Raw genomic sequence first — 26557 nt, 5'->3', positions numbered from 1 at the left:
CTGCGCAACGAACGTTAGGCAGTTGTGTACAGGGGGCGGAGATGGCGGCAGGACAGCGGCTGGTGGCCTACGAGCGGGTCTCGACGGCGCGGCAGGGCGCGAGCGGGCTCGGGCTCGAAGCGCAGCGCAAGGTGATCGAGGACTTCGCCGTCTCCCGCGGCGCGGACGTGCTGGCGCGGTTCACCGAAGTCGAGAGCGGGCGCAAGGCCGATCGGCCAGAGCTTGCGAAGGCGCTGCACCTGGCGAAGGTCACCGGCGCGACCCTGGTGATCGCAAAGCTGGACCGGCTTAGCCGGAATGCGGCCTTCCTCCTTGCCCTGCGCGACAGCGGGGTGAGGTTCGTGGCTGTGGACATGCCGGAAGCCAACGATCTGACCGTTGGGATCATGGCGCTGGTGGCCCAGGCCGAGCGGGAAGCGATCTCGCGGCGGACAAAAGAAGCGCTGGCGGTCGCCAAGGCACGTGGGATGAAGCTCGGCAACCCGAATGGTGCGGCGAGCCTCCGGCGGGCCGGTAAAGGCGGCGTTGCACTCAGGACCGCTGTGTCGGCCAATGCAGCCGCGTTTGCCGCAGACCTGGCGCCAGTGCTTGCGGACATTCGCGCGGAGGGGCACACCTCCTTGCGGGAGATCGCGGCAGAGCTCACAGCGCGCGGAATCAGAACGCGGCGTGGTAGGGCGTGGAATGTCGGGAACGTTAAGTGCCTAATTGATCGTAACTCCTGACCTGTCCCGCGGTCGTCCCTTGTCCACAACGAGGGTCCTTGGGGCAACCGCGCCGCCGTTCTCGCCGAGTGGCGGGGCCTTCTCGCTGCCTGACACCTCAGCTGGGTGGGGCGATCGGAGACCAGTTCGCATTCGTCTGACAGCGCCGCAGGTAGAGCTATCGGCAAGTCCTCAGGTCTCTCTGAAGGCGGCCCGGAAGTAATCCGTGAATGGTTTTAGGAGATAGGAGAGCGGCGTGCGGTCGCCGGTGCGAATGAAGGCCTCGACCGGCATACCGGGTACCACAGCCGCGCCAGCGATGTCCTGCAGAGGGGCAAGGTCGATGGCGATCTCGGCGCGATAGTAACTTGCGCCGGTGCGCTCGTCCGTTAAGGCATCGGCAGAGATCAAAGTCAGAAGGCCGTGAAGCTCGGGTGTCGTTCTGGATGGCAGGGAAGAAAGTACCAGCCGCACTTCCTGGCCTGGCCGAATCTCGTCGACATGCGTAACGGGAACGCGAGCGACCACGAGGAGGGGCCGATCCTGGGGGACAATGAACATCAGGGCATCGGCGGGCCTGACGACGGAGTGCGGTGTAGTGACCTTCAGCCCCAAAACTATGCCAGATGTCGGCGCTTTCACATCAAGCCGGGAGATGCGGTCATGGAGCGCATTCATCCGTTCTACGAGCTCGAGTTGGCGGGCAACCACATCACGCAACTCGGCTTCCGCCTTTTCTCGCTGCTGCGTTGCAAGCGCCGTGATCTCGATCTCGATCTCGGTGATACGGCCCGCCGCCTCGGCCCACCCTGCGGTCAGCTCGCCCTTGCGACCGTTTGCTTGCGCCAGTTCACGCTCAATGGTCGAGACGCGCGAGGCTTGGGTCAATCCCTTATCAAGCAGCTCTTTCTGTGCGGCCAACTCTGGCTTCAGAAGCACAATCTGGGTGTCAATCGCCGCCCGCTGCGCCTCGATGCCCTCTACCTGGCTGGAAATCTGTCCGGCGCGTGTCCGGCGCTGATTGATCGCTTGGGTGAGTGACTCCTGATGGGCAGCAAATAGACTTGCCTGACCTTCTATCATCCCAGCGATATCTTGGCTGCCTGCTGCTGCGTTGAGCAGCTCCAGCGGGAAGCGAATGGTCTCGGCAGCATCCCGCTCTGCTTCCAGCCGCGCCCGCTGAGCGCTGCTCTCGTAGAACTGGTTCTCGAGGATCGCGAGTTCGGATCGCAGCTGACTACCATCCAGTCGCAAAAGCACTGCGTCCGCATGGACACTGTCTCCTTCCTTTACGAGGATTTCCGCCACTACGCCGCCATCGAGATGCTGGATGACCTGTCGGCTTTGCGACACCTCTACCTGGCCCTGCGCAATGATAGCCCCCGCCAGTGTTGTGAACACCGACCAGGCCCCAAGCCCACCGAGCAAAAGCAGCAGTGTCAGGAAACCCCAGAAGAGCGGACGGCCAGCTGACCAGGTCACGGCCTTCTCGTTCATGCCACACCACCCGACGCCTGTGTCTTCAAGACCTCTGTGTGGTTCTTGACCAGTTCACGTAGCACCTGATCGCGCGGGCCGAATCCCTTCAGCATCCCGCCCTCCAGCACCAGCAAGAGATCGCACTCCTGAATTGCTGCGGGTCGGTGCGCCATGATGAGGATCGATTTGCCATCCGCCTTCATGGCCCGGATTGCTGCGTTCATTGCAGCTGACCCCTCGTTGTCCAGATTTGAGTTTGGCTCATCGAGAACGAGCAGCACCGGATCCCCATAAAGTGCCCGCGCGAGACCGATGCGCTGCATCTGCCCGCCCGAAAGTCTACTTACTGCCGCCGATATGCGTGTATCATAGCCGTTGGGCAGCTTGACGATCATGTCGTGGGCGTCGGCCTTCTTCGCCGCCGCGACGATCTGCGTAGCGTCGGCCTGGGCATCGAGGCGCGCGATATTCTCGGCAATCGTACCGTCGAAGAGCATCATTCTTTGCGGCAGATACCCCATCAGACGTCCCAACACGTCCGGTTCGTACTGATCGAGCGCCGCGCCATCCAACCGGATTGTGCCACCAAGTGGCCGCCAGATCCCGGTCAGGGCCCTGGCCAGAGTGGATTTGCCGGAGCCCGACGAGCCGATCACACCGATCGCCTGTCCCGGCTCCACCCTGAAGCTGACCATACGCAGGATTGCTCCCTGTTCTCCTGGCGGGCCGACTGTCAGCCTTTCGACCTCAAGCAAGGCTCTTGGTCGCGGCAAAGTGGTGCGCGGAGGAATTGGTGAAGCATGGGACAGGAGCTCGGACAACCGATGCCAAGCCTCGTTTGCGCGTTGCGCCGTCGGCCATTGTCCCACGGCCATCTCGATCGGTGCGAGTGCACGTCCCATCAGGATGGAGCCTGCACTCATCGCGCCAGCGGTCAATTGGTGTTGCAGCACCAACCAGGCTCCGAGGCCCAGCATCGCGGATTGCAGAAAGAGCCGGAAGGTCTTGGTCATCGAGCCAAAGCCACCAGCCAATTCCGTCGCCGCAATACCTCTTTGAAGCGCTACGCGTCGTGCCACCTGCCAGCGATCATATCCGGCTTTGGACATGCCAAGCGCTTGCAGCGATTCGGCCTCATTCTTCAACTGGTCGGAGAGCCGTTCTGACTGTACCGATGCTAAGCCTGCTTCCTTCTGCGGCTGTTTGGACAGGATCTGGTTCAGCGTCGTGACAGAAATAAGAAATATCCCGCCCCCGATCGCAAGCCAGCCAAGGAGCGGATGAAAGATGAAGATTGCTGCGATGAAGAAGGGGGTCCAGGGTAAGTCCATCAGTGCGAGGAAGACCGATGAAGCGAGGAAGGTCCGGATTGCTTCCAGATCACGCTGCGCCGCCATCGCAGTCGGATCGTTGGGAGCAACTGCCGAACGCTGCATCGCGGCCACAAAGACGCGCCGATCAAGCCGCTCCTGAAACCGTGCCCCGACAATCGCCGTCACCCGGCCACGGGCGTTCTCCAGAACACCCATGGCAAGGAACAGGCAGATGACCAAGATCGACAGCGCAACCAGCGTTGCTTCGGACCCACTGCCCAGCACCCGGTCATAGACTTGCAGCATGAAGAGCGGGCCGGTGAGCATCAGAGCGTTTATAAACACACTGAACACAACTATTGCCATGATCAGCCCGGACGCCTCCCGCCGCGCCGATCGAAGTTCCTGAATACCCAAACGCTTGTGGCTACTATCCAATCGAGCTCACCACTGCATCAGATGAAACCAAAGTCGTACGCCACCGATCCCGTCGGCAGGCAGTCGCTCAGGTCCATGATTGGCGCATCTTTCGGGCAAGATAGGTTCTTTTGTAGCCAATTGAATGCGTCCGACTTCCAATGCGGACCGGAGGCGCTGACAATTTGCATCCAGGCGCTTCAGTTCCCCAAGACGCGGCTGGAGGCACCACACACTCAGGTCGCATCTGTCTTTTGTGATGACTGCGAGGGTTCGGATGAACCGGTCGGATGCACTTACAAAGCGCCGACCGGATCGATCCGAAGGGAAGGCCAGCACGTTTCCTGCGCTGTGGGTCGAGGATGCGTCCAAATCCAGCTCAAGCTCGGTGGTCCGCTCCAACAGGCAATTCCGGTCAGCCCGTTCCGCCAAAGTACGGAAATCGCGGATCATTGTGACCTGTGCGGAGGCCGAACCCGTCACGCCCCGAAGGCCAAGTACGGCAAGCAGGGATGCCGAGAGTATCAGAAACGCAAAATGATTGTAAAGCTGGAGAATATCCATCTCGATCACCCCGCCAGCGCCGTTGCATTCAGACACGCGGCCTCCGTCTCCAGATTGCCGTAGGTCTCGCGGATCTGCCGGGCGTAGATGCGCAGCTCCGACGGCATTATGCAGCCGTCCATGACCATCGCGTCGATGGAACGGCTGCACGCCACGTGCAGTCTGGAATCGGAGATCCTGGTAGCGTGGGCGCGGGCTTCACGGATGACGCGCAGAGCGTCCTTTTGCCATTGTCTCATTCTGAGCAATCTCCAAGCAGCATCTACCTTGGAGAACAGCCGAGCTTGGTAAAGATTCTCTTAATAGATCATGCTGAGGAAGAAAATTCTATCTTGGGCAGAATCATCTTTGGTCTGTAGGATATCGCGTTGAGGGCTCAACAGAAGGTCGCGCGCTTCTGCCGCACATCCAAATGCCAAGGCTTTCAGGGCCTCAGCGGTCGCGGCGAACCCGTCGCGCTCAGCCTTCGCAGCGGCGACAAGGGCTTGGTTCTTCAACTCGCTCGGATGCATGGGCCACCTAGGATTCGGTCACTTTCGCCCACGTTATGCCGCGAGGGTTAATGGGAAGTTAATTGAATCCACCTAGGCGACAGTGAACCGACAACCGGAACGGCAAGCGTATGATCGCCATAGCTTGATCCATGCGACCAAGCACATCATGCGGTAGAGCGTCCTCATTACGGTCAGGACCCATTAATCGGCTTGAGCAGCCCTGCCTGCATGATTCAAGCTCCCGAACTGACGGGAGAGGTGATTGGCAACTTCTTCTGGCTGACCGACGAGCAGATGGAGCGGTTGAAGCCGTTCTTCCCGAAGAGCCATGGCAAGACGCGTGTAGACGGTCGACGCGTGTTGAGCGGCATAATATTAATCAATAGCAATGGCTTGCGTTGGTGCGACGCCGCGCGTGAGTATGGCCCGCCGAAGACGCTCTACAACCGTTGGAAGCGGTGGGGTGACATAGGAGTCTTTGCGAGGATAATGGAGGGACTAGCCTCCGAAGGCACCGAGCATATGACGGTCCTGATCGACGCGACCTACCTGAAGGCGCACCGCATGGCTTAGAGTCTGCGGGCGAAAAAGGGGACCGGACGATCGGCGCGGACGTCTGATTGGCACCTGTCTAACTGTGCCGAGGAGATGAGAGAATACATCCACACCCTTCTTTGAAGCGGATTGCGGACAATCCGGGCGACGTTTGTCCAACCGATGAAGTTGTCCAGGATATTCGAACCTCCGCGTTGACGCCGACTGGCGCGTCAGCTGCGACGCAGGGATGCGGACCTTGCCCTCGACCTTGCCGGGGTGCTGGCGGGACTGGACGGGCGATCCGCCGTGACGCGGGGCTGTGCGGCGTTTCACCTGTGGCGGAGCCTGGACGAGCGGCCGGAGCATCTGCTCGGACTGGAGGCGGCGGTGCTGGGGGCGCGGCTTGCGGCGGGGCAAGGGGGATTGGCCTTCCTGCCGCTGGCGCTGACCGGCTTTTGGGGCGCTTGTCGCCTCGGGCCCGCCGGAGCGACGGCTGGCGGCCTGGGTGCAGGGGGCGCATCGGGCCGTGCTGGCGGCGCTGATGGCGCTGGAGCGGCTGGCCGCCTGGCGCGACCGGGCCCTGGTCGGCACGGCGGACCTGACCGGCCGCACGCCCGCCCGGCTGATCGCGGCGCTTGCATCGCAGCCGATGCGCGGAGTGGGGCAGGCCGGGTCCGAAACTGGCGCCAGCCGCGCCGCGGTGCTGCGCAATCTTGACCTGCTGGTCCGGCGAGATCTCGTCCGAGGGGTCACCGGGCAGGCAAGGTTCCGGGTCTGGGCGGCGAGAATCTAGATGGTAAATCCGAGTTCAGTTGGTGCAGTCGATGCTTCAGTGCATTCAGTTTTTAGTTGATTGAATTATTGGGCTGCTCTCGCCAAGGTTGAGTTGAACAGAAGATAGTTAGCAAGTCGTGAACGTCGGGCGACCACGAGGCGCATCTTCCAGATCCACAAAACTTCGCAGGTTCACCCTTCGATCGGCCGCACCAAGAGCTCGCAAGCCTTGTCGGTAAGGCCCTACTTGCTGGGGTAGGTCGCAAGCTCCGCTGAGCTCCTCCGCAACTCTTGGACAGATTTCCGGGAGATTTGAGCTACTGCCTGCACCTGCTGATCGGTTTCGATGGTGTTGAACTAGACCACGGCGGGCGGGCGTCCGCCATGGGCCGCGTGGGGCCGCTGGGTGTTGTAGAAGGTGATCCAGCGCTCGATGCCGGTTCTGGCCTGCGATCCGGTCTCCCATGCGTGCAGGTGGACGCATTCATACTTCGGGGACCGCCAGAGGCGCTCGATGAAGATGTTGTCGAGGCAGCGCCCCTTGCCGTCCATCGAGATCCGGGTGCCGATCCGTTTCAGCCGGTCAGTCCATGCGAAGGACTTGAACTGGCTGCCTTGGTCGGTGTTCATGATGTCGGGCGGGCCGAACCTGTGAACCGCCTCGTTCAGCGCCTCGATGCAGAAGTCCGCCTCCAGCGTGTTGGAGATGCGCCAGGCCAGCACCTTGCGGGTGAACCAGTCCATGATGGCCACCAGATAGATGAAGCCTTTGCGCATCGGCAAATAGGTGATGTCGGCGCACCAGACCTGATTGGGCCGCTCCACCCGCAGCCCGCCCAACAGATAGGGGTAGGTCTTGTGGCCCTTCGCGGGCTTGCTGGTGTCAGGCTTCTGGTAGATCGGCATCAACCGCATGAGGCGCATCAGCCGCCGGATGCGCTTTTCATTCACGGCATGGCCTTCGTTCTGCAGGTGCCATGTCATCTGCCGCACGCCGCAGAACGGGGTCTCGAGGAACTGCTTGTCGATCAGCAGCATGAGGTCGAGGTTCATCGCCGTTTCGCCCTGCGGCGCGTAATAGAACGATGACCGCGAGATCGACAACAGGCGGCATTGTGCCCCGACCGACAGGCTCGGGTGGTTCTTCTCGATCATGCCGCGCCTCACTTGCTGGTCCAAGGCTTGAGCTTTCGTGACAAAAAATCGTTGGCGACCGCCAGCTCCCCGATCTTCGCATGCAGCGCACGCACCGTGCCTTCATCGACCTCGGGGGCCTTCTTGCTGCCTCGCTCGAAGATGTCCGCCGCGCCCTCCAGCAACGCCTTCTTCCACTGGTGGATCATCGTCGGATGGACGCCATATTCGGCAGCCAGTTCCGACACCGTGCGCCCGCCCTTCACGGCTTCCAGCGCCACGCGGGCCTTGAAGCGGGCCTTGAACCCCGTGTCATGGTTCCTGCGCTTCTTCATGTCCTGATCTCCTCGCTCTTGGAGATCAGCAGACGTCAGATCGTAGCTTCCCTCACTGTCCGATTCTCGGGGAGGAGATCAAAATTGCTCATAGATCAGTCTCCTTGCGGAGCCTGAATCACGCTGCACTGGTAAAATCAATGAGCCTTGACCTGGCGGTGTTCGATCGGCAAAGATCAAAAATAGAGTACTACGTCATCGTAGAGATTTTGAAGTGATTTTACACCACAGACAGTTAACTCCCCCAAGTCCCCAAAGTCAAAAATGACATTTTTTCCAGATATATATGAGAATGTATCCACGAATTCCCTCACGGACATCCCTTCCGTGAAAAAGACATCGTAGAACTGCAAGGTGTCAACATTGTCCCGGAAATCGCATACTCGCGCTTTGGAAAACTGCTCGTGAAACACAAACGTATCTTCTCCAGCTCCTCCACTCAGAACGTCCGAACCCGAGCCACCTACGATAAAATCATTGCCCACGCCTCCGAAAAGCCGATCATTTCCGCCTCCGCCAACAATATGGTCATTTCCACCATCACCATATATGCAGTCATCGCCGGAATCTCCCATGAGTAAATCATTTCCCTCGCCACCGTAGACCAGATCATTTCCCTCGCCGCCATACACATTGTCCATACCTGAAGATCCGAAAAGGCGATCTGACCCGCCTTCTCCAAATATTAGATCATTGCCATCATCTCCAGTGAGGGAATCGTTGCCGTCACCGCCTGACAGATCATCATCTCCCACACCACCACTAAGTGTGTCCGAACCCGAGCCACCATAAAGCTTGTCTCTACCGGCTCCTCCCTCAAGACGATCATCGCCATCTTCACCAAAGATGAAATCGTCACCATCTTCCCCAAACACTGAATCACTTCCGTTACCGCCATTTAAAAGATCATTGCCACCGCCCCCGTAAATTAAGTCATTCCCCGCGTCTCCAAACACAGTGTCGCGATCATTACCGCCGAAAAGAGAATCGAGGCCGTCGCCCCCATAGATTAGGTCCTCTCCACTCTCGCCACGAAGCTGGTCCGCACCTGCGTTGCCAAATAGCTTGTCATTTCCCGAATCTCCAAACAGCAGGTCATCAAATTGGGCACCGTACAACGTGTCATCAAATGTACTTCCTGAATACCCCTCAACTGAGTTAAGCGTGGAACCACCGAGAAGCGAGCGCACGACATCAGGAGAAGCGAGATCCAATACAACAGAGCCACTCTGTTGCTCGAATGAAATTATGTCCGTTCCAAGACCCCCAAAAATTGTGTCTTGCCCGCTAGAAAAGACTATTCTGTCATTTCCGCTCCCGGCATCTAAATAGTCGCTGCCATCACCACCGAGGATCGTATCGTCTCCGCTTCCGCAAATCAAAATGTCGTTGCCGTCTTCCCCATTCAGAAGATCACTTCCGTTGCCCCCAGAGCAGGTATCGTTTCCAGAGCCTCCAAGGATGGTGTCGGAGAAAAGGCTGCCATCAAGCCGGTCGTTCAGATCATATCCTTCGATAGTCACACCGACTCCCGGTCGAGCGATCACAATTACGACGCTCTCCTGACTCCCAAACGGAAGGACCTTGTAGGGTGTTTTTGCTCCTATGCGGACTGTCTCAACAAAAACCTCGGGTTTGCCATCTTCGCCCACACCAATATAGTATATCGTGGCGTGATGCCCGCCGGGCACGATCTTCCTGAGATCGACCGTATGAGTTCGATTTTCGTCACTACGGTTTGTCAGGAAGATGACTTCCCTTCCCTGGCCACCGAAGGCATTCACTGAGATGCCCGAGATCTCCTCCGGCGCCCGTATCACCTTCAGCCCTCTTAGCTGAGTTGAACAAATATCGAACGCAAGGCCCCCGAAGGTAAGACCACCGAAGGGCGCTGTCCCGGAGCCGCTATTTGCTATCATCCGAGTTCCGTTGTTCTGCTGCACCGCCCAGACGTTGGCATGATCCACTCCAACCAGAAGCATCTCCCGAAATAGCTCAACCATAGAATCGAACTGGGCCAGTCCGCGCTCGGCTTGGTTCCGTGCAGATACATTCCACTCAGTAACGTACCGATCTACGATTGCGAATCCGGGCATTTTTGCGGTAATGCTGGACCAAGTGACGAATGGGTTATACACCCATTCTCCCGTCATGCTGTCCGATCCATGAAGATAACGATGCATAAGGATGCCATCAACCGCCTTTCTCGCATTGATGTCGGAAAACTGCGTCGCAATCAATTCAGTCGCAGAAACCAATTTCCCTATATAGTTTTCGTCGGGTGCGAAACCTGAGGGCTTATACCACTCCTTATCTCCTCCAGGACCGACCTGAATGATGATTGCCGGTTCCTCCGTCTGGTCGTAGTTACCAGACATTAGATAATGATCTATTTCGCTCTGGACAATCGCGGCAATGTAGTTCGCAACCCGACCATACTCAATTGGCGACATACGAAATCCAAATATTTCCGTGTTGTCTACGTACCACTCGTTCCCAATCTCAAATCCAGCGATGCTCACTCCAAGTTCGGTGCCAGCCGCAAGCGCAGACTTGATATATGATCTGAGGTTCGCTTCCTCAGTGATGTCGATCGCCCGATGGCCGGAGGAATCCGGCGCGTCTTTCAGGAAGCGATATGTGGGTAACACGATCGTCGCGGAAGAATTGGACGCCTCGCACAAGGCAAGGAAGGAACTAAGTGGAACTGTTGGGTCACCAACCTTATAGTCAGGGTTCATGTAGTTCGCCGAGAGCGATTCAGGGTCAGCTAGGTCGATACGTTCTTCTGCAAGAGTTCCGCCCGGATACCTCAGCGTCGAAACGTTTGCCTCCTCAATGAATTTTACATAATTTGGATCGATCTCGCCTGGAGATGAGGTCCCATCCCGATTGAATAGAAAGTTTGCGCCGAAGAGCGCGTCTTTTGCAATTTCGCCGATATAACCAGGATTCAGGGAAAATCCCCCTAGATTCAGAATTGCCATTTTGCTCTCCGCACACCCAAGAACAATCTGCAATCACTCGAGTTAACGATTCTTAAAAGTTTGAAATTGTCTAGAAATGAAGTTTTTAGAAATCTCTCCATTCGATCTTGATGACGGGAGATTGTTCTGATCTGCGAGATTTTCGGAAAAGTTGCGATGAGCCCGACTTTGATTTTTGATGCGGCATATGTCGTGATCTGAAGCCCTGAACCTGGTCCGTTTGAAGCTGGAGTTTTCCGCTACGCTTTCCTGGCTGGGAGAGGAGCGGAATCGTATGAAGGCGAGCAAGTTTTCAGACGCGCAGAAGGCGTTCATCCTGAAGCAGGGCGAGGAAGGGGCGCCGGTCGCGGAGATCTGCCGCAAGGCCGGGATCAGCCAGGCGACCCACTTCAGCTGGAAGAAGAAACCGCTCTGGCTGACCCCGAGGACGCAGCACATCCGGCTGATCGGGAAACTGGCCTTCTCTGCATCGATGAAGGCGAACTTCACCGATTTCCCTCCCTCGCGAAGAAGGCCGCGGCTTTTTTAAGATGTCGCGTTCCTGCTTCAGGACCGCATTCTCCCGACGTAGACGCTTCAGCTCGGCATGCAGATCGACAGGTGCCTCACTCGGCTCACCAGCATCGCGCTCCTGGCTCAGCCATCGCGTCAGCGTCGACAAGCCAATACCCAGATCCTCCGATATCTCCCGCCGCGTCCGACCGCTGGTCAATGCCAGACGCACCGCTTCACGCCGAAACTCCGGCGTCGGTCTGTTCCCGTTTCCCATAGAACACCTCCTGGTTCCTCAGTTGGTGATCTCCACTCTTTCCGGGCAAGTCCACCGGGCGGGACATCACTTTGAGGCAGGTCTTGCTGCAAATCCAAACGACGATCTGCTGTTGATCGAGTATGGGCGCTATCTGATCTATATCGACCGCCCGGAAGAGGCGCTGTCGCGCATCCGTGATGCTATGCGCCTGAATCCGCTGCATCTGGAGTGGTTCTGGAACATTCAGGGTCGGAGCCTGCATCTTTTGGGCCGTCACGCCGACGCTCTGGCTGCATTTCGCCACATCACGAACCCGTCCTACTATCACTTCGGCTATATGGCGGCCTGTTATCGGGCGCTTGGAGAAAGCGCGGCGGCAGAAGCGATGCGGGCACGTCTGTTGGAAGCCGAGCCCAACTTCGACATCGCCCGATTCATCGCGTCGCTCCCGCACCGTAGTGCGGAGAGTGCACAACGCTTTGCCGTTGAGATAGAGTGGCTGATCCCTTGACCCGCCGGGGCGCACGCGGTGCCTTAACATGGACTTAGAGTGGCGATGCTGAACTGATGCGCGCCGCGCGGTTGCAAGACAGCAACCGCGGTTGCTAGTGTCTGGGCCACTATCTTAATTGATTCAATGGCTTACAGTAGAGAAGGTTCGGCGTCAGAACCATCCCCTCCGCCATCAGCCCCTTTGTTATCCCGCGTCTCCATCGGTGCCGCTATGCTTCGTGGGTAAGGCCGCGGGAAAGCGCCCTTCGGGTCAGCCCATCAACCTCGGGTCGAACGGATAGCGTGTCAGCGTCTCGCAGCCGTCCTCCGTGATCAGCACCTGATCCTCCAGCTTGATCGAGAAGCTGCCCCCTTCCGGCGAGACCAGTGCCTCGACACAGAGCACCATCCCCGGCTCCAGCGCCGCGTCGAAGGCTCCCGGCATCCAGCCGTCGGGGTAGTGGACATAGGGCCACTCGTCGCAAAGCCCGACCCCGTGCATCTTGCAGGAATATTTCTGCGACCAGTATTCCGGGGCCAGCTGATGCCCTCCCATCACCAGCTCCTCGATGGTCACGCCGGGCTTCAGCCGCGCCTTGTGGTCGGTGATATGGTCGAGCGCGTGGTGGAAGGCCGAGACCATCGCGTTCGACGGTCGGCTGTCGCCCACCCACCAGGTCCGGCTGATGTCGATGCAGAAGCCATAGGCCCCGATCAGGTCGGTGTCGAAGGCCACGATCTCCTCCGGCTGCACCAGCCTTGGCCCGCATTCCTGGAACCAGGGGTTGGTCCGGGGACCGGAGGCCAGGAGCCGCGTCTCGATCCATTCCCCGCCGCGCCGGATGTTCGCCGCGTGCAGCTCCGCCCAGATCGCATCCTCGCTGACGCGGCCCGAGGGCACATTCGCCCGGGTGAAGGCCTCCATCTCGGCGATCCCCGCCTCGCAGGCCACATGGGCACAGCGCATCGCCAGGATCTCGTCCGGCGTCTTCACCGCGCGGACCCGCTCCGTCACCTCCTCGCCTTCCTCGACCGTGAAGCCAATGGCCTCCAGCGCCCTGAGCCCGTGGACCATGATCTTGTCCACCGCCAGCCGCCGGTTCGCCCCGGCATGTTCGCGCATCACCTCATCCACCTGCGCCGCGAAGCCTTGCGCCGCCTGCACCCCCCGGTCGCCGGTGGAATTGTAGAAGAAGGTCGCCCCCGACCGCAGCTCCTTCACCAGCGGGTTGAACGTTACCAGGAAGGGCGAATTCTTGTACTCCCACATCACCATATGCCCGTCGGCGCACAACAGGCAGGCCCGGAACGGGTTGTGGGTGTTCCAAAGCTGCATGTTGGTGGTGTCGGTCGCATAGCGGATGTTCAGCGGGTCGAACATCAGAAGCCCCCCGTAGTCCCGCGCCACCAGCCCCGCGACCAACCGCTTCCAGCGATCCTCCCGCATCCGCTGAAGGTCCGGCAAGGCAAGCCCCGCCGCCTCCCATTCCCGGAACGCCAGCTGCGTCGGCCCGATCTCCACCCGGTCGTTCTGGTTCGGGGTCCCGTCGCCCAGGTGGTCGCCCCGTGTCGGGTCGATCTTGCGGCGGTCACGGTGGTAGCTGGTCATGGCTGGCTCTCCGGTTGCTCCCGCAACTTGCCCCGCAGGCAGATCGCCGCCTAAGCCACCGGCGACACGGGCAGTCGCAAATGTGTTGGTTGCAGCCCGGCCCCGCCCATGGTCAAAGACCGCCATGGTGAACCCGATGCAAGATGCGCCGATCCTGCAGGACCGGCTGCCCCTCCACCCCTGGGAGGAGCCCGCCACCCGCCGCCTGCCCGGCATCCAACCCGTCCAGGGCCGCGACTGGCTGCGGGTGGACGAGGCCTATGCCGGCCAGATGGCACTCCGCGACCGGCTGATCGCGGGGCAACCCGAGGTCGTCCACGCCACCCTGCCGCAGGCAGAGCCCGCCGCCAGCGAGCTTTACGCCACCGTCCTCGACTGGCTGCGCCAGGAGCCCGGCTTCACCGTCACCGCCACCGAGGCCCGGCGCCCCGACGGCGTGACCGTTCCGCTCGACCCCAGCCAACCGCTCCTCACCCTCGGCCGCCTCGTCCAGCAGGACCTCTGCCTGATGCAGTCGAACGGCGCGGAATACGACCTGACCGCCGCCATCCTCTGCTTCCCCGCCTCCTGGACGCTTTCCCAGAAGATCGGCCGCCCGATGCTGGCCATCCACAAGCCGGTCGAGATCTACGACGAGACGCTCGCCGCCCGCGTCCACCGGCTTCTCTCGGCGATCCGGCCCGAGCAGCCGCTCTGGCGGATGAACTTCTTCACCTACGACGACTTCATGCTGCACCACCCGCGGGTCGAGGGCGACTGGCGCAAGCAGCCGACTGGCAAATCCTATGTCCGCTGCGAACGCCAGACGCTCTTGCGGCTGCCCGAAACGCAAGCGGTGCTCTTCGCCATCCATACCATCCTGGTCGATGCCAACCGGATTGCCCCCGAGGACTACGCCGCCCTGCGCGAGGCGATGCATTGACCCGCTGCCTTCTGGTCTTCGCGCATCCGCTGGAGAACAGCCTGAACGCCCGCCTCGCCGCCACGGTCGAGGCGCAGGCCCGCGCGCAAGGCTGGCAGGTGACGCGCCGCGACCTCTATGCGGACGGGTTCGACCCCCGCCTCACATCCGAAGAACGCCGCGACCATTACGCCACGCCGCCCGCAATGCCGCCCGCCACCCTGCCGCAGGAAAAGCAGGAACTGGCCGGGGCGCAGGTGCTGATCCTGGTCTTCCCGACCTGGTGGTTCGGCTTTCCGGCGATCCTGAAGGGCTGGTTCGACCGGGTCTGGGCACCCGGCACGGCTTACGACAATTCCCCCGACTTCGGCCCGATGCTGCCCCGGCTGCATGCCTTGCGCGAGGTATTGGCCGTCACCACCATGGGCGCGCCCGCCTGGGTCGACTGGCTGGTGCTGCGCCGCCCGGTCCGGCGCATCCTCAGCCTGTCCATCCTCAAGCCCTGCGCCCCGAAGGCCCGCCTGACCTGGCGCGCGCTCCACAGCGCCGAGGCCATCGCGCCGGGTCGGGTGGCCCGCTTCGAGGCGCGGCTCGCCGCCGATATCACCCGCATCGCAGGGAGGCTGACATGCCCGGACTGATCCGACGGACCCTGCTGATCGGCGGCATCTCCGCTGCGGCGGGGGGCGTGGCGCTCTGGCGCTGGCGCGTGCCCGGCGACACGGAACTGGCCTATGGCGACGACCCGGCACAGGCCCTCGACATCCTGCATCCGCGCGGGGGTGGGGCCGCCCCGGTGCTGGTGATCTTCCACGGCGGCGATTTCGCGACCGGCGACAAGGCCGATGTCACAGTCTGGCCGGAGTGGCTGGAGGCCGGGATCGCCGTGGTGCGGGTCAACACCCGGCTCTCGGGCGCGGCGAAATGGCCCGCCCAGGCCGACGACGCGCTGGCGGCGGTGGTGCATCTGCAACGGAACGGCGCCGACCTCGGGCTGAACCCGTCGCATATGGTGCTGATGGGGCAGGGGGCGGGGGCCTATCTGGCGGTCACCACCGCGCTCAGCCTGGTCGAGGTGGGCCTGCCGCCGAAAGGCGTGGTCAGCCTCTCCGGCCCGATGGATTTCTCGACGCTGGACGCCGACCTGAAGACGCTCGCGCGCACCCCGGCGCGCGGACCGGCGGATGATGCCGCCAGCCCGGAAAGCCGCCTTCTCGGCTTCACGGTCGGCGAAGGGCGAGAGGCGGCCCGCGCGGCAAGTCCGCTGGCCCGGCTCGACCGGATGCGCGAGCCCCTGCCGCCGATCCTGATCCGGCATGGAGACGCCGATGCTGTGGTCGCCGACCTGCAAGCCAAACGCCTGCGCGAGGCCTGGCTCGCCGCCGACCCCAGGGCCGCAATCGACTACAAGCTGGTCCCCGGCGCAGGCCATGGCGGCGCGGCTTTCGAGAGTGATCCGGTCAAGACGGATATGCTGGCCTTCGTGGAACAGGCGCTCGGCTGACCCCGGACCGCGCGCCCCAGGCCCTTTCACCCTGGCAGCAAATATCCCCGCCGGAGGCCCTTCGCCCGAGCGGTTTTGCGTTCTTCACGCAAAACCGTGAGACAAGGAGTCTTCGCGCGTCAGCGCTCAATTCGATAGCCCTCCTGACCCGCGAGACGTTCAATCCTCCGGGTCGATGGTCTTCAAATCCCGCCCGTTCGCCCAAAGCCAGAGCGACCGGACCAGGCCATAGGGCAGGGCGGCAAGCACCGATGCCCAGCCGATGAGGTAGCCGGAAACCTGGATCGCGCCTTCCGCCACCGGGCCCGGCGGGGCCGGGGGAAGCGCGGGGCCGACAGGGGCGCGCGAGGCCTCCTGCGGGGGCTTGCCCGCCAGATCATCGCGGATCGCGGCAAGCGGGTCCGCCGCCGCGGGCTCCGGTTCGGCCAGCACGACGGGCGGGGCATCCGACGGGTCGGCCGGGGCCACAGTCACAGGTTCCGGCACCTGCTCCGGCGCGGGGGGCGGAGGTGCCGCGCCCCAGAGATGCGGCGCGATCTCCGCCACCAGCGCATTGCCGCGCGTCACATCCTCGTCCGCCGTGGCGCTGGCGTGGGACAAGGTGGCGGCAAGGTTCTTCACCCAAGCGGCGACCCGCAGATGCGAGGGCACGAAGCGCTCAACCCGCCCCAGCTTTCCCGCCGGTATCCGCCCGGCGCCGTTCTTCACATTGACCGCTGCCCGCCGCAGGCCCCGCGCCGCCCAGGCGTGAATGGGCGCGATGCCCTCGCGCGACAGGTGCAGCGTGGCCCGCCCCAAGGCGCGCAGGTCGAAAGGTGGCCGCTGCCCGCCCGAAGCCCAGATCGCGGGGCGTCGCTTGCCGGGTTTCCGTCTCAGGGGGTCGTCTGACATGCCATTCCCGCCGCCTGTTGCAACCGCAGGTTAGCCGAGGTGCACCCCCCTCGCAACCGGCGCGGGGATGGTTTCGCAAAGGTTAATGTCCGCAGCTGCTTTGTAGCGATTTCAATAGCTTGTTAGAAGTGTCCACCGTGGACAGCAAACGAAAAGGGCGCCCGAAGGCGCCCTCTCGATCCCGCATAGGGTGGGCAATCTGCCCATCCCCTCAGCAGGAATAGTACAGCTGATACTCGATCGGGTGGGGGGTATGCTCGTAGGCGTACACTTCCTCCCATTTCAGCGCCATGTAGGCTTCCAGCTGCTCGCGGTCGAACACGTCGCCGGCGAGAAGGAAGTCCATGTCCTTCTCCAGCTCCTCCAGCGCCTCGCGCAGCGAGCCGCAGACGGTCGGGATTTCGGCCAGTTCCTCGGGGGGCAGGTCGTAGAGGTCCTTGTCCGAGGCCGGGCCGGGGTCGATCTTGTTCTTGATCCCGTCGAGACCTGCCATCAAGAGCGCCGCGAAGGCCAGGTAGGGGTTCGCCGACGGATCGGGGAAACGGGCTTCCACACGCTTCGCTTTCGGCGATTCCGTCCACGGAATCCGGACGCAGCCACTGCGATTGCGGGCCGAATAGGCGCGCAGGACCGGCGCTTCAAAGCCCGGGATCAGCCGCTTGTAGCTGTTGGTGCCGGGGTTGGTCAGCGCGTTCAGGGCCTTGGCATGCTTCAGGATGCCGCCGATGAACCACAGGGCCTCCTGCGACAGGTCGGCATATTTGTCGCCCGCGAAAAGCGGCTTGCCGCCCTTCCAGATCGACATGTTGACATGCATCCCCGAGCCGTTGTCGCCCTTCATCGGCTTCGGCATGAAGGTCACGGTCTTGCCGTAGGCATGGGCCACGTTGTGGATGACGTATTTGTATTTCTGGATGTTGTCGGCCTGTTCCACCAGCCCGCCGAAGATCATCCCCAGCTCGTGCTGGCAGGTCGCGACCTCGTGGTGGTGCTTGTCGACCTTGATGCCCATCCGCTTCATCGTGGAGAGCATCTCGCCCCGGATGTCCTGCGCCTCGTCCACCGGGTTGACCGGGAAGTAGCCGCCCTTGTGGCCCGCGCGGTGGCCGTAGTTGCCGCCCTCGGTCTGGGTGTCGGTGTTCCAGGCGGCGGCTTCCGCGTCGATCTCGTAGGCCACCTTGCGGGGGGTGACGGAGTAGCGGACGTCGTCAAACAGGAAGAACTCGGCCTCGGGGCCGAAATAGGCCGCGTCACCGATGCCGGAGGATTTCAGGTAAGCCTCGGCCTTCAGCGCGATCTGGCGCGGGCAGCGGCTGTAGGCTTCGCCCGTGTCGGGCTCGACCACGTTGCAATGCACGCAGAGGGTTTTCTCGGCGTAGAACGGGTCGAGGTAGACCGAGGACGCATCGGGCATCAGCTTCATGTCGGACTGGTCGATGGACTTCCATCCGGCGATGGAGGAGCCGTCGAACATGAAGCCTTCCTCGAAGAAATCCTCGTCCACCAGGTCGGCGACCAGCGTCACGTGCTGGAGCTTGCCCTTGGGGTCGGTGAAGCGGATGTCGACATATTCGACTTCCTCGTCCTTGATCAGTTTCAGAGCCTTGGCAACGGCGCTCATCTGACTGCCTTTCGGTTTGGGGTTGATGGTTTCAGGCTTGTGGGCCCGGTTCAGACAGCATCGTCGCCGGTTTCGCCGGTGCGGATGCGGATGGCTTGTTCCACGGGGGTGACGAAGATCTTGCCGTCGCCGATCTTGTCGGTGCGCGCGGCCGAGACGATGGCCTGGACGGCGGTGTCGACCATGTCATCGGTCAGGACGACCTCGATCTTCACCTTGGGCAGGAAGTCGACGACATATTCGGCGCCGCGGTAAAGTTCGGTATGACCCTTCTGGCGGCCGAAGCCCTTGACCTCGGTCACGGACAGCCCCTGGATCCCGGCCTCCTGAAGCGCCTCCTTCACCTCGTCCAGCTTGAACGGCTTGATGATCGCTTCGACTTTCTTCATTGGGCCGACTCCCCCCGGTTCCGTCTTTGCCCCTCTGACCACTTCCCTGCGCACGGGACAATGTGACAGGGTTTGGTTGCGGGCTGCGGCAGGGGGAATCCTCGGGTCGTGCCTATAATTTGTGCAAAGCGCCTGCGTGGCGGGCGGTTTGAAAACTGTGGTGCTGAAAACATGACCGAACTCCTGACCGCCGCGCAGATGCGGGCCATCGAACAGGCGGCGATTGCTTCGGGTGAGGTCACGGGGCTGGAACTGATGGAACGCGCCGGGCGGGGCGTGGTCGAGGCGGTGTTCGAGGAATGGCCGGAGTTGCGCGCCACCTCGCAGCGGGCGGTGGTGCTATGCGGGCCCGGCAACAACGGCGGCGACGGGTTCGTCGTGGCGCGGCTGTTGAAGGAGTGGGGCTGGGAGGTGGAGGTCTTCCTCTACGGCGACCCGGAACGGCTGCCGCCGGATGCAAGGGTGAACTATGAGCGGTGGCGGGGGATGGGGGAGGTGACACCCCTCTCCACCGAACAGGACGCCGAGGATGCTGTGTTGCGGCTTGCTCAAGCTGACAATCAGGTCTTGATTGATACGCTCGTCGGGATTGGCCTTTCGCGGCCCTTGGGAGGCGCGATTGCCGCGTTGTTGCGATCGCTTGACGATACGCTGGACGAAAGCGTTGGCTGGTATGTCGCGGTGGATACGCCATCAGGTTTGTGTGCTGATTCTGGCAAGGCTTTGGGAAAATGGCCCCGGAAGGCAGACCTGACGGTCACGTTTCACCGTTCAAAATCAGGACATCACCTTGCGGACGGCCCCAGTTACTGCGGTCAGCTGGTTGTCTGCGACATCGGCCTTCGGCCTCTAATCAGCCCCGTGGGTGAACGAATGACGGTTGTAGAAGCCGTTCATCCGATGCTGCGAAAGGCGCTGGTTGACGCGCACAAATACTCCCACGGCCACGCGCTCATCCTCTCCGGCCCCTCCGGTCGCGGCGGAGCGGCGCGGCTTGCGGCGCGGGGGGCGCTCAGGATCGGGGCGGGGGTGGTGACGGTGGGCTGTCCTCCCGAGGCCATCCCCGAGAACGCCGCTCGCTTGGATGCGGTGATGCTGCGGGGAGTGGTGGATGGGGAGGCTCTGGCCGGGGTGCTGGAGGACGGGCGGATCAATGCTTTGTGCCTCGGGCCGGGCATGGGGACGGGGGAGCGGGAGGCGGGGCTCTTGGCGGTGGCGTTGGGGAGTCGGGGCACGCCCCGACCTACGGGCGCGGATGTCGTTGACGTAGGCCGGGGCGTGCCCCGGCGTTCTGTGGTCCTCGACGCCGACGCGCTGACGATCCTCTCCCGCCCCCCCGACCTCTTCGCCGCCCTGCATGACGGCTGCGTGTTGACCCCCCATGCCGGGGAGTTCGCGCGGCTTTTCCCGGACATTGCCGCGAAGCTGGCCGCCCCGGCGACCAAGGGCCCGGCCTATTCCAAGGTCGATGCCACGCGGGAGGCGGCAAAGCGCGCGGGCTGCGTGGTCCTCTACAAGGGGCCGGACACGGTGATTGCCGACCCCTCGGGGCGTTGCGCGATCAACTCGGCGCACTACGACCGGGCGGCGCCGTGGCTGGCGACGGCAGGGTCGGGGGATGTGCTGGCGGGGTTCATCACCGGGTTGCTGGCGCGGGGGTTTTCGCCGTTCGATGCCGCCTGCACCGCGGCCTGGCTGCATGTGGAATGTGCGCTGAGCTTCGGGCCGGGGCTGATCGCCGAGGACCTGCCGGAGGAATTGCCGAAGGTGTTCCGGGCACTGGGTCTGTAGGATGGGCAATATTGCCCATCCTACGAGAGGTTACTTCATCGCCTGGACGGTCGAGTCGCCCAGAAGGCCCTTGATCGTGCGGGTCGGGACGCTGCTGCGCGGGGTCGTCACCTCGCAATAGGTGTCCTTCGGGCCGAAGGAGCAGTCGATGTTCGTGCCGTTCGACAGGGTGCAGGACACGCCTTCGCCTTGGGTGCTGTCGTCGATCTCGCCCCCCTGGCTTTCGCAGTTCCTGATGAACTGCCCGGCGGTCAGGCCGTTTGCAACGCGCACCTCCTTCTTCTCGGCAAATGCGGCGGTGCCGAAGGCCAGAACCACCAGGCTTGGCAGAACGAGGCGCGATATATGCATCTTGATGTTCATGAAGTCCTCCAAATGCTGCGGCCCCAAAACCCGCAGGCCGTGCGGATATGCGGCACCCCGGCACGATGATATGCAATATCATCGACCGGTCGCGGAACATCAGCCGGTCACACCGCCCGGTCGATCTTCGTCGACAGGTGGATCAGGCTCTCTGACGCTCTGACGCCGGTCATCGCGCCGATCTGGTCCAGCACCGAATCGAGCACCTGCGTATTCGGGCAGGCGACCTGCACGAGAAAGTCGAAGCGGCCGGAGGTGGTGAAGACCCGCTCGATCTCGGCAATCGACCGGAGCCGGGCCAGCACGGCGGCCTGCGAGCGGGGCTCGATGGTCAGCAGGACCGACGCCCGCAGCCGGCCTTCCCGCGCCGCCTCGCCCAGTTTCAGCGTATAGCCGGCGATGACGCCCGAGGTCTCCAGCCGCTCCAGCCGGGCCTGGATCGTCGACCGCGCCACCTTCAACCGGCGGGATAGCGTCGCCACCGAAACCCGCGCGTCGGCGGAGAGGAGCCCAATGATGTTGCGATCCAGCTCATCCATGCAATCTGTCGTCCTTTTTCGTCATTATAACGACGAAATCGAGCATTAATATAGTTTTGTTCGGTGAGTTTGTACACCATATGCGGCATCCTCGATTGCAGGAAAAGGGCGGCTCATACGCACCTGGCCTGGTTCACTTGAAACCACGCTGGTGCCCGGTCCCGTAGCTGCGATGGGGAAGGGCGAAGCGTCTTGTTGGCAAAGGGAAATCCGCCGATGGGACTCTCCAAGACGATCTGGTCCAACCCCACCGACTTTCTGAAGAAACAGGCGCCGGAAAATCCCGTGCTGTTCTTCGCGCCCTCGGCCGCGCAAGCGGCGGCGCGGCGGTTCATCGATGGCTTTCCCGGCCTTGTCACCTATGCCGTCAAGTCGAACCCCGGCGAGGCGATGGTGGAGAACCTGGCCGCAGCGGGCGTGCGCGGCTTCGACTGCGCCTCGCCCTTCGAGATCGACCTGATCCGCCGCCTCGCCCCCGATGCGGCGATCCACTACAACAACCCGGTCCGCGCCCGTCACGAGATCGCCTATGCGGTCGAGCGCGGGGTGAAATCCTACAGCGTCGATTCGAAGTCGGAGCTGGCGAAGCTGATCGAGATGGTGCCGGTCGAAGGCACCGAGATTTCGGTGCGCTTCAAGCTGCCGGTCGCGGGTGCGGCCTACAACTTCGGCGCCAAGTTTGGTGCGACCGAGGAACTGGCGGCGGAACTGCTGAAAACGGTCGCCGAGGCGGGCTATATCCCCTCGATCACCTTTCACCCCGGCACGCAATGCACCGACCCGCATGCGTGGGAGGCCTATATCCGCGAGGCGGCGGTGATCGCCAAGGCAGCGGGGGTAAAGATCGCGCGGCTGAACGTGGGCGGGGGCTTCCCGAACCACCGGATGACCGGGATCGTGCCACAGATCGAGGACACTTTCGCCCTGATCGACCGCGTCGCGACCGAGGCCTTCGGGGCCGACCGCCCGGCGCTGGTCTGCGAGCCGGGCCGGGCGCTTTGCGGCGACGCCTTCGCGCTTGCCGCCCGGGTCAAGGCGCTGCGCGACGGAAGCCATGTGTTTCTGAACGACGGGGTCTACGGCTCCTTGACCGAATTGCCGATGATCGGCGTGATCGACCGGATCGAGGTGCTGACGCCCGAGGGCGAGAAGCGCAAGGGCGAGCCGATGCCACGCATCGTCTTCGGTCCGACCTGCGATTCGGTCGACCGTCTGCCCGGGGAGATACCGCTGCCCGCCGACCTGGCGGAGGGGGATTTCGTGGTCTGGCAGGGGATGGGGTCCTATTCCACCGTCACCAACACCCGCTTCAACGGCTTCGGCGAGTTGCAGATGGCGACGGTTCTGAGCCTCAAGCTCTGACTGTTTGAAATTCTTGTGAAATGCGCGCGCCCGGCTGGACAAATCCCGCCGGGCGCATGAGCTTTGTGGAGAGGGAGCCTTAGCCCCTGCGGCGCGATGCTGGTCCGACGTGCCCGTCGCGCGCCGCTGTCAGAGGAGAACCGCCACGCGCCTGTTCGACCGCCTGCGCAGTTTCTTCCGCCGCGACGTCGAGCCTGCGGTGGAACCCGCCCCTGCGCCCGCGCCGGGGCGGGTGCGGGGAGTGGTCGACCACGTCGTGATCCTTGACGGCACGATGTCCAGCCTGGAACCGGGTCAGGAAAGCAACGTGAGCCTGTTGTTCCTGCTTCTGAAGCAGATGGGCACAAGGGCGAACCGCAGGCTTTACTACGAGCCGGGGATGCAATGGGAAGGCTGGCTGCGCGGGCTGGCGCTGCTGGAGGGGCGGGGAACCGCGCCGCAGATCCAGCGGGCCTATGGCTGGCTGGCGTCGGGCTATCGCGAAGGGGACCGGATCTTCCTTTTCGGGTATTCGCGCGGGGCCTATGCCGTGCGCTCGCTGGCGGGGGTGATCGATCGGGTGGGGCTTCTGAAGCGCGAACATGCGACGGAACGCGCGGTGCGGCTGGCCTGGCGGCACTACGAACGCGGGGCCGACAGCGCGGCCTCTGCGGCTTTCGTGCGCCGGTTTTGCCATGCCGAGGCGCCGATCGAGATGGTCGGGGTCTTCGACACGGTAAAGGCGCTGGGACTGCGGCTGCCGTTCTTCTGGATGTTCGCGCCGGACCGCTACGGCTTCCACAACCACCAGCTCGGGTCCTCGATCCGGCACGGCTACCACGCGCTTGCGCTGAACGAGACGCGCGAGGCCTTTGCGCCGGTGCTGTGGGACTGCCCGCCGGGCTGGGAGGGCAACGTGGAGCAGGTCTGGTTCCGGGGCGCGCATGGTGACGTCGGCGGGCAGATCGGCGATTTCGAACCGGCGCGGCCCTTGGCGAACATTCCGCTGGTCTGGATGCTGGACCGGGCGGAGGCGCTGGGGCTGGCGCTGCCCGAGGGTTGGCGGGCGGGCTTACCCTGCGATCCCGATGCGCCGATGGTCGGCACGTTGCGCAGCTGGGGCAAGTGGTTTCTGTTGCGGCGGCGGCGGCTGGTCGGGCGGGACCGATCGGAACGGCTGCACCCCAGCGCCATCGCTGCCGCCGGGGCGCGCTGGCCCAGCGAACAGCCTGCGGAATAGGGCTTCAAGTGGCGGGGTCAGGGGCCTAGGGTGGCCTCGTATCGCATCCGAGGCCCGCATGAGACCCTTGACCGTTGCCGCCACCCAGTTCGCCTGCACCTGGGAGCTGCCCGCCAATGCCGATCGCGCCGAGGCGCTGGTGCGTCAGGCGGCGGGGCAGGGTGCGCAGGTCGTGCTGATCCAGGAGTTGTTCGCTGCGCCCTATTTCTGTATCGAGCAGCACCCGAAGTATTTCGACCTCGCAGAGACGCTGGAAGGGAACCCCCTTGTCGCCCGCTTTGCTGATCTCGCGCGCGAGTTGGGCGTGGTGATCCCGGTCAGCTTCTTCGAACGCGCCGGTCAGGCCTTCTTCAACTCGCTGGCGATGGTCGATGCCGATGGGCGCGTGCTGGGTCTTTACCGTAAAAGTCATATACCGCAGGGGCCGGGCTATGAGGAGAAGTATTACTTCTCGCCCGGCGATACCGGTTTCAAGATCTGGGACACCGCCTTCGGGCGCATCGGCGTCGGCATCTGCTGGGACCAGTGGTTCCCGGAATGCGCCCGGTCGATGGCGCTGATGGGGGCGGAGGTGCTGCTGTATCCGACCGCCATCGGGTCCGAGCCGCCCGCGCCCGGCTATGACAGCCAGCCGCATTGGGAAATGACGATGCGAGGGCATGCGGCGGCGAACATCCTGCCGGTGGTGGCCTCGAACCGGATCGGTACGGAAATGGCCCCCGAGGGGCGGGTGGTCACATTCTACGGCTCAAGTTTCATCGCCGACCACGCCGGGCAACTGGTGGCCAAGGCCGACCGGGTGACGGAGGCCGTGCTGGTCCATCAGTTCGATCTCGACGCGATTGCCGCGCTCCGGGCCAGCTGGGGCCTCTTCCGCGACCGGCGGCCTGGGCTTTATGGCGCGGTCAGGACGCTGGACGGGCGCGGGTAGGCCGGAAAGCGAAAGGGCGGCCGCAAGGGCCGCCCTTCCCGGATTGCAGGGTGGGTGATGATCCGCCCACACTCCCTAACGATGCCGCAGGTCGACGTAGTCGCGCTTGGCCGGGCCGATGTAGAGCTGCCGCGGGCGGCCGATCTTCTGGTTTTTCTCGCCGATCATCTCTTTCCACTGGCTGATCCAGCCCACGGTGCGGCTGATCGCGAAGATCGGCGTGAACATCGCAGTCGGGAAACCCATCGCCTCCAGGATGATGCCGGAATAGAAGTCGACGTTCGGATAAAGCTTCTTCGAGATGAAATACTCGTCTTCCAGCGCGATCCGCTCCAGTTCCTTGGCAACCTGGAGGAGAGGGTTGTTGTGGATGCCCAGAAGCTCCAGCACCTCGTCGGCGCTTTCCTTCATCACCTTGGCGCGCGGGTCGAAGTTCTTGTAGACGCGGTGGCCGAAGCCCATCAGCCGGAATCCGCTGGTCTTGTCCTTGGCCTTGGCAATGTATTCCGGGATGCGATCGACGGAACCGATTTCCTTCAGCATTTCCAGGCAAGCCTGGTTCGCCCCGCCATGCGCCGGGCCCCAGAGGCAGGCGATGCCCGCCGCGATGCAGGCGAAGGGGTTGGCGCCCGAGGACCCGGCCAGCCGCACCGTCGAGGTCGAGGCGTTCTGCTCGTGGTCGGCATGGAGCATCATGATGCGGTCCATCGCCTTTTCCAGGATCGGAGAGACCAAATAATCCTCGGCCGGGACGGCGAAGCACATGTTCAGGAAATTGCCGGCATAGCTCAGCGCGTTCTTCGGATAGACGAAGGGCTGGCCGACCGAATATTTGTAGGCCATAGCGGCGATTGTCGGCAGCTTGGCGATCATCCGGATCGCCGCGACCTCGCGCTGCCAGGGATCGTTGATGTCGGTCGAGTCGTGGTAGAAGGCCGCCATCGCGCCGACCACGCCGACCATCGTCGCCATCGGATGCGCGTCGCGGCGGAAGCCGCGGAAGAAATAGTGCATTTGTTCATGCACCATCGTGTGCCGGGTCACGCGCTGGGTGAAATCGGCCAGCTGCGGAGCGGTCGGCAGTTCGCCGTAGAGCAGCAGGTAGCAGACCTCCAGATGCGTTGACTTTTCCGCAAGCTGCTCAATGGGATAGCCGCGATAAAGCAATTCCCCCACATCGCCGTCGATATAGGTGATCGCGCTTTCGCAGGCGGCGGTCGAAGTGAAGCCCGGATCAAAGGTGAACACATCCGCCTCGCCGTAGAGCTTGCGGATGTCCAGCACATCGGGGCCGTGGGTAGGCTTCAGGACCGGAAGGTCGTAGGTATTCCCGTTCAGTTCAAGCTTGGCGATGGTATCCGACATTGTTCTCCCCGATCCTGACGGTCGCACCCTGGCAGGGGCGGCCATTGGCTATCCTGCACCCCGGCGGGGGCAGCTTCAAGGCCGGGGGGCG

General features: G+C 62.7%; 22 protein-coding genes and 3 pseudogenes. 12 read left to right on the top strand and 13 right to left on the bottom strand.

Annotation, left to right across the window (positions count from 1 at the left end; all coding sequences use genetic code 11):
- Positions 1 to 41 precede the first annotated feature (41 nt).
- Positions 42 to 725, top strand: a complete 684-nt coding sequence (locus tag JNJ68_RS14110) for a recombinase family protein (RefSeq protein WP_294983016.1) — start codon at positions 42 to 44, stop codon at positions 723 to 725.
- Between the two features lie 171 nt (positions 726 to 896).
- On the opposite strand, the gene JNJ68_RS14105 is transcribed toward JNJ68_RS14110, so the two are convergent.
- The 3 genes from JNJ68_RS14105 to JNJ68_RS14095 all read right to left on the bottom strand — a co-directional run bounded on the left by JNJ68_RS14105 (position 897) and on the right by JNJ68_RS14095 (position 4486).
- Positions 897 to 2201 carry an HlyD family type I secretion periplasmic adaptor subunit gene (locus JNJ68_RS14105; protein ID WP_294983015.1) on the bottom strand — a complete coding sequence of 435 codons (1305 nt, stop codon included), beginning with the start codon at positions 2199 to 2201 and terminating at the stop codon, positions 897 to 899.
- Positions 2198 to 3862, bottom strand: coding sequence for a type I secretion system permease/ATPase (locus tag JNJ68_RS14100; protein ID WP_294983018.1), 1665 nt, complete (start codon positions 3860 to 3862; stop codon positions 2198 to 2200). The genes JNJ68_RS14105 and JNJ68_RS14100 overlap by 4 nt, the downstream gene beginning before the upstream one ends.
- Positions 3863 to 3940: 78 nt before the next feature.
- On the bottom strand, positions 3941 to 4486 hold the full coding sequence (locus JNJ68_RS14095; protein ID WP_294983014.1) for a hypothetical protein: 546 nt from the start codon (positions 4484 to 4486) through the stop codon (positions 3941 to 3943).
- Between the two features lie 746 nt (positions 4487 to 5232).
- Here JNJ68_RS14095 and JNJ68_RS14090 point away from each other — a divergent pair.
- Together JNJ68_RS14090 and JNJ68_RS14085 are read left to right on the top strand one after the other, a co-directional pair.
- Positions 5233 to 5541: pseudogene (locus tag JNJ68_RS14090) on the top strand (transposase); the annotation flags it as partial.
- A gap of 472 nt (positions 5542 to 6013) precedes the next feature.
- Positions 6014 to 6301, top strand: coding sequence for a hypothetical protein (locus JNJ68_RS14085; RefSeq protein ID WP_294983013.1), 288 nt, complete (start codon positions 6014 to 6016; stop codon positions 6299 to 6301).
- 338 nt (positions 6302 to 6639) lie between these two features.
- On the opposite strand, the gene JNJ68_RS14080 is transcribed toward JNJ68_RS14085, so the two are convergent.
- Both JNJ68_RS14080 and JNJ68_RS14075 read right to left on the bottom strand, forming a co-directional pair.
- Positions 6640 to 7751 (bottom strand): IS3 family transposase gene (locus tag JNJ68_RS14080; protein WP_294983012.1). Its coding sequence is split into 2 segments (ribosomal slippage): positions 6640 to 7448 and positions 7448 to 7751, totalling 1113 coding nucleotides; the frame shifts between segments, so codons are not numbered across the junction.
- A 176-nt stretch (positions 7752 to 7927) separates the two neighbouring features.
- The gene (locus JNJ68_RS14075) at positions 7928 to 10738 is read right to left on the bottom strand and encodes a calcium-binding protein (RefSeq protein ID WP_294983011.1); all 2811 of its coding nucleotides are present in this window, start codon (positions 10736 to 10738) and stop codon (positions 7928 to 7930) included.
- A gap of 274 nt (positions 10739 to 11012) precedes the next feature.
- Between JNJ68_RS14075 and JNJ68_RS14070 the strand changes: the two are divergent.
- Positions 11013 to 11144 (top strand): annotated as a pseudogene (locus JNJ68_RS14070) (transposase); the annotation flags it as partial.
- Here the strand turns inward: JNJ68_RS14070 and JNJ68_RS14065 are convergent.
- Positions 11138 to 11507: pseudogene (locus JNJ68_RS14065) on the bottom strand (transposase); the annotation flags it as partial. The pseudogenes JNJ68_RS14070 and JNJ68_RS14065 overlap by 7 nt on opposite strands.
- A 22-nt stretch (positions 11508 to 11529) precedes the next feature.
- On the opposite strand from JNJ68_RS14065, the gene JNJ68_RS14060 reads away from it, so the two are divergent.
- Positions 11530 to 12000: a hypothetical protein gene (locus tag JNJ68_RS14060; RefSeq protein ID WP_294983019.1), complete on the top strand. Its 471-nt coding sequence runs from the start codon at positions 11530 to 11532 to the stop codon at positions 11998 to 12000.
- A 252-nt stretch (positions 12001 to 12252) separates the two neighbouring features.
- On the opposite strand, the gene dddP is transcribed toward JNJ68_RS14060, so the two are convergent.
- The gene (gene dddP / locus JNJ68_RS14055) at positions 12253 to 13590 is read right to left on the bottom strand and encodes a dimethylsulfonioproprionate lyase DddP (protein WP_294983010.1); all 1338 of its coding nucleotides are present in this window, start codon (positions 13588 to 13590) and stop codon (positions 12253 to 12255) included.
- A 124-nt stretch (positions 13591 to 13714) separates the two neighbouring features.
- Here dddP and JNJ68_RS14050 point away from each other — a divergent pair, with 124 nt between their 5' ends.
- Genes JNJ68_RS14050 through JNJ68_RS14040 form a run of 3 tightly spaced genes read left to right on the top strand, consistent with a single transcriptional unit; the run spans position 13715 to position 15995 of the window.
- Positions 13715 to 14512, top strand: coding sequence for a DUF3445 domain-containing protein (locus JNJ68_RS14050; RefSeq protein WP_294983009.1), 798 nt, complete (start codon positions 13715 to 13717; stop codon positions 14510 to 14512).
- Positions 14509 to 15132, top strand: a complete 624-nt coding sequence (locus JNJ68_RS14045; RefSeq protein ID WP_294983008.1) for an NAD(P)H-dependent oxidoreductase — start codon at positions 14509 to 14511, stop codon at positions 15130 to 15132. Before JNJ68_RS14050 ends, JNJ68_RS14045 begins: the two co-directional genes overlap by 4 nt.
- Positions 15120 to 15995 carry an alpha/beta hydrolase gene (locus JNJ68_RS14040; RefSeq protein ID WP_294983007.1) on the top strand — a complete coding sequence of 292 codons (876 nt, stop codon included), beginning with the start codon at positions 15120 to 15122 and terminating at the stop codon, positions 15993 to 15995. The genes JNJ68_RS14045 and JNJ68_RS14040 overlap by 13 nt, the downstream gene beginning before the upstream one ends.
- Positions 15996 to 16154: 159 nt before the next feature.
- On the opposite strand, the gene JNJ68_RS14035 is transcribed toward JNJ68_RS14040, so the two are convergent.
- The 3 genes from JNJ68_RS14035 to JNJ68_RS14025 form a co-directional block, all read right to left on the bottom strand.
- On the bottom strand, positions 16155 to 16886 hold the full coding sequence (locus tag JNJ68_RS14035; protein WP_294983006.1) for a hypothetical protein: 732 nt from the start codon (positions 16884 to 16886) through the stop codon (positions 16155 to 16157).
- Positions 16887 to 17097: 211 nt separating this feature from the next.
- Positions 17098 to 18507 carry a type I glutamate--ammonia ligase gene (glnA, locus tag JNJ68_RS14030; protein ID WP_294983005.1) on the bottom strand — a complete coding sequence of 470 codons (1410 nt, stop codon included), beginning with the start codon at positions 18505 to 18507 and terminating at the stop codon, positions 17098 to 17100.
- Between the two features lie 50 nt (positions 18508 to 18557).
- Positions 18558 to 18896 (bottom strand): P-II family nitrogen regulator, encoded by a 339-nt coding sequence (locus JNJ68_RS14025; protein WP_294968666.1) that lies wholly within the window; start codon positions 18894 to 18896, stop codon positions 18558 to 18560.
- Positions 18897 to 19067: 171 nt separating this feature from the next.
- Here JNJ68_RS14025 and JNJ68_RS14020 point away from each other — a divergent pair, with 171 nt between their 5' ends.
- On the top strand, positions 19068 to 20687 hold the full coding sequence (locus tag JNJ68_RS14020) for an NAD(P)H-hydrate dehydratase (RefSeq protein WP_294983004.1): 1620 nt from the start codon (positions 19068 to 19070) through the stop codon (positions 20685 to 20687).
- Positions 20688 to 20717: 30 nt separating this feature from the next.
- Here JNJ68_RS14020 and JNJ68_RS14015 read toward each other — a convergent pair whose 3' ends face one another.
- Both JNJ68_RS14015 and JNJ68_RS14010 read right to left on the bottom strand, forming a co-directional pair.
- Positions 20718 to 21050: a hypothetical protein gene (locus tag JNJ68_RS14015; RefSeq protein WP_294983003.1), complete on the bottom strand. Its 333-nt coding sequence runs from the start codon at positions 21048 to 21050 to the stop codon at positions 20718 to 20720.
- Positions 21051 to 21157: 107 nt separating this feature from the next.
- Positions 21158 to 21589, bottom strand: coding sequence for an Lrp/AsnC family transcriptional regulator (locus JNJ68_RS14010; protein WP_294970423.1), 432 nt, complete (start codon positions 21587 to 21589; stop codon positions 21158 to 21160).
- A gap of 216 nt (positions 21590 to 21805) precedes the next feature.
- Here JNJ68_RS14010 and JNJ68_RS14005 point away from each other — a divergent pair, with 216 nt between their 5' ends.
- From JNJ68_RS14005 to aguB, 3 genes are all read left to right on the top strand, one after another.
- Positions 21806 to 22951, top strand: coding sequence for a type III PLP-dependent enzyme (locus JNJ68_RS14005; RefSeq protein WP_294983002.1), 1146 nt, complete (start codon positions 21806 to 21808; stop codon positions 22949 to 22951).
- 199 nt (positions 22952 to 23150) lie between these two features.
- Positions 23151 to 24170: a DUF2235 domain-containing protein gene (locus JNJ68_RS14000; RefSeq protein ID WP_294983017.1), complete on the top strand. Its 1020-nt coding sequence runs from the start codon at positions 23151 to 23153 to the stop codon at positions 24168 to 24170.
- Between the two features lie 58 nt (positions 24171 to 24228).
- Positions 24229 to 25101, top strand: a complete 873-nt coding sequence (gene aguB, locus JNJ68_RS13995) for an N-carbamoylputrescine amidase (RefSeq protein WP_294983001.1) — start codon at positions 24229 to 24231, stop codon at positions 25099 to 25101.
- 75 nt (positions 25102 to 25176) lie between these two features.
- On the opposite strand, the gene JNJ68_RS13990 is transcribed toward aguB, so the two are convergent.
- Positions 25177 to 26466, bottom strand: a complete 1290-nt coding sequence (locus JNJ68_RS13990; RefSeq protein WP_294983000.1) for a citrate synthase — start codon at positions 26464 to 26466, stop codon at positions 25177 to 25179.
- Positions 26467 to 26557 lie beyond the last annotated feature (91 nt).

The sequence above is a fragment of the Tabrizicola sp. genome (genome assembly GCF_016793705.1).
Classification (GTDB): domain Bacteria; phylum Pseudomonadota; class Alphaproteobacteria; order Rhodobacterales; family Rhodobacteraceae; genus Tabrizicola.
Note: the sequence above shows the minus strand (reverse complement) of the source record. Positions and strands in the feature narration are given on the sequence as shown.

What these genes read in the sequence shown, in the direction of transcription:
- JNJ68_RS14110 (WP_294983016.1), top strand. Translation starts at nt 42, where the DNA reads ATGGCGGCAGGACAGCGGCTGGTGGCCTACGAGCGGGTCTCGACGGCG.
- JNJ68_RS14105 (WP_294983015.1), bottom strand. Translation starts at nt 2,201, where the DNA reads ATGAACGAGAAGGCCGTGACCTGGTCAGCTGGCCGTCCGCTCTTCTGG.
- JNJ68_RS14100 (WP_294983018.1), bottom strand. Translation starts at nt 3,862, where the DNA reads ATGGCAATAGTTGTGTTCAGTGTGTTTATAAACGCTCTGATGCTCACC.
- JNJ68_RS14075 (WP_294983011.1), bottom strand. Translation starts at nt 10,738, where the DNA reads ATGGCAATTCTGAATCTAGGGGGATTTTCCCTGAATCCTGGTTATATC.
- dddP (WP_294983010.1), bottom strand. Translation starts at nt 13,590, where the DNA reads ATGACCAGCTACCACCGTGACCGCCGCAAGATCGACCCGACACGGGGC.
- JNJ68_RS14050 (WP_294983009.1), top strand. Translation starts at nt 13,715, where the DNA reads ATGGTGAACCCGATGCAAGATGCGCCGATCCTGCAGGACCGGCTGCCC.
- JNJ68_RS14040 (WP_294983007.1), top strand. Translation starts at nt 15,120, where the DNA reads ATGCCCGGACTGATCCGACGGACCCTGCTGATCGGCGGCATCTCCGCT.
- JNJ68_RS14035 (WP_294983006.1), bottom strand. Translation starts at nt 16,886, where the DNA reads ATGTCAGACGACCCCCTGAGACGGAAACCCGGCAAGCGACGCCCCGCG.
- glnA (WP_294983005.1), bottom strand. Translation starts at nt 18,507, where the DNA reads ATGAGCGCCGTTGCCAAGGCTCTGAAACTGATCAAGGACGAGGAAGTC.
- JNJ68_RS14025 (WP_294968666.1), bottom strand. Translation starts at nt 18,896, where the DNA reads ATGAAGAAAGTCGAAGCGATCATCAAGCCGTTCAAGCTGGACGAGGTG.
- JNJ68_RS14020 (WP_294983004.1), top strand. Translation starts at nt 19,068, where the DNA reads ATGACCGAACTCCTGACCGCCGCGCAGATGCGGGCCATCGAACAGGCG.
- JNJ68_RS14015 (WP_294983003.1), bottom strand. Translation starts at nt 21,050, where the DNA reads ATGAACATCAAGATGCATATATCGCGCCTCGTTCTGCCAAGCCTGGTG.
- JNJ68_RS14010 (WP_294970423.1), bottom strand. Translation starts at nt 21,589, where the DNA reads ATGGATGAGCTGGATCGCAACATCATTGGGCTCCTCTCCGCCGACGCG.
- JNJ68_RS14005 (WP_294983002.1), top strand. Translation starts at nt 21,806, where the DNA reads ATGGGACTCTCCAAGACGATCTGGTCCAACCCCACCGACTTTCTGAAG.
- aguB (WP_294983001.1), top strand. Translation starts at nt 24,229, where the DNA reads ATGAGACCCTTGACCGTTGCCGCCACCCAGTTCGCCTGCACCTGGGAG.
- JNJ68_RS13990 (WP_294983000.1), bottom strand. Translation starts at nt 26,466, where the DNA reads ATGTCGGATACCATCGCCAAGCTTGAACTGAACGGGAATACCTACGAC.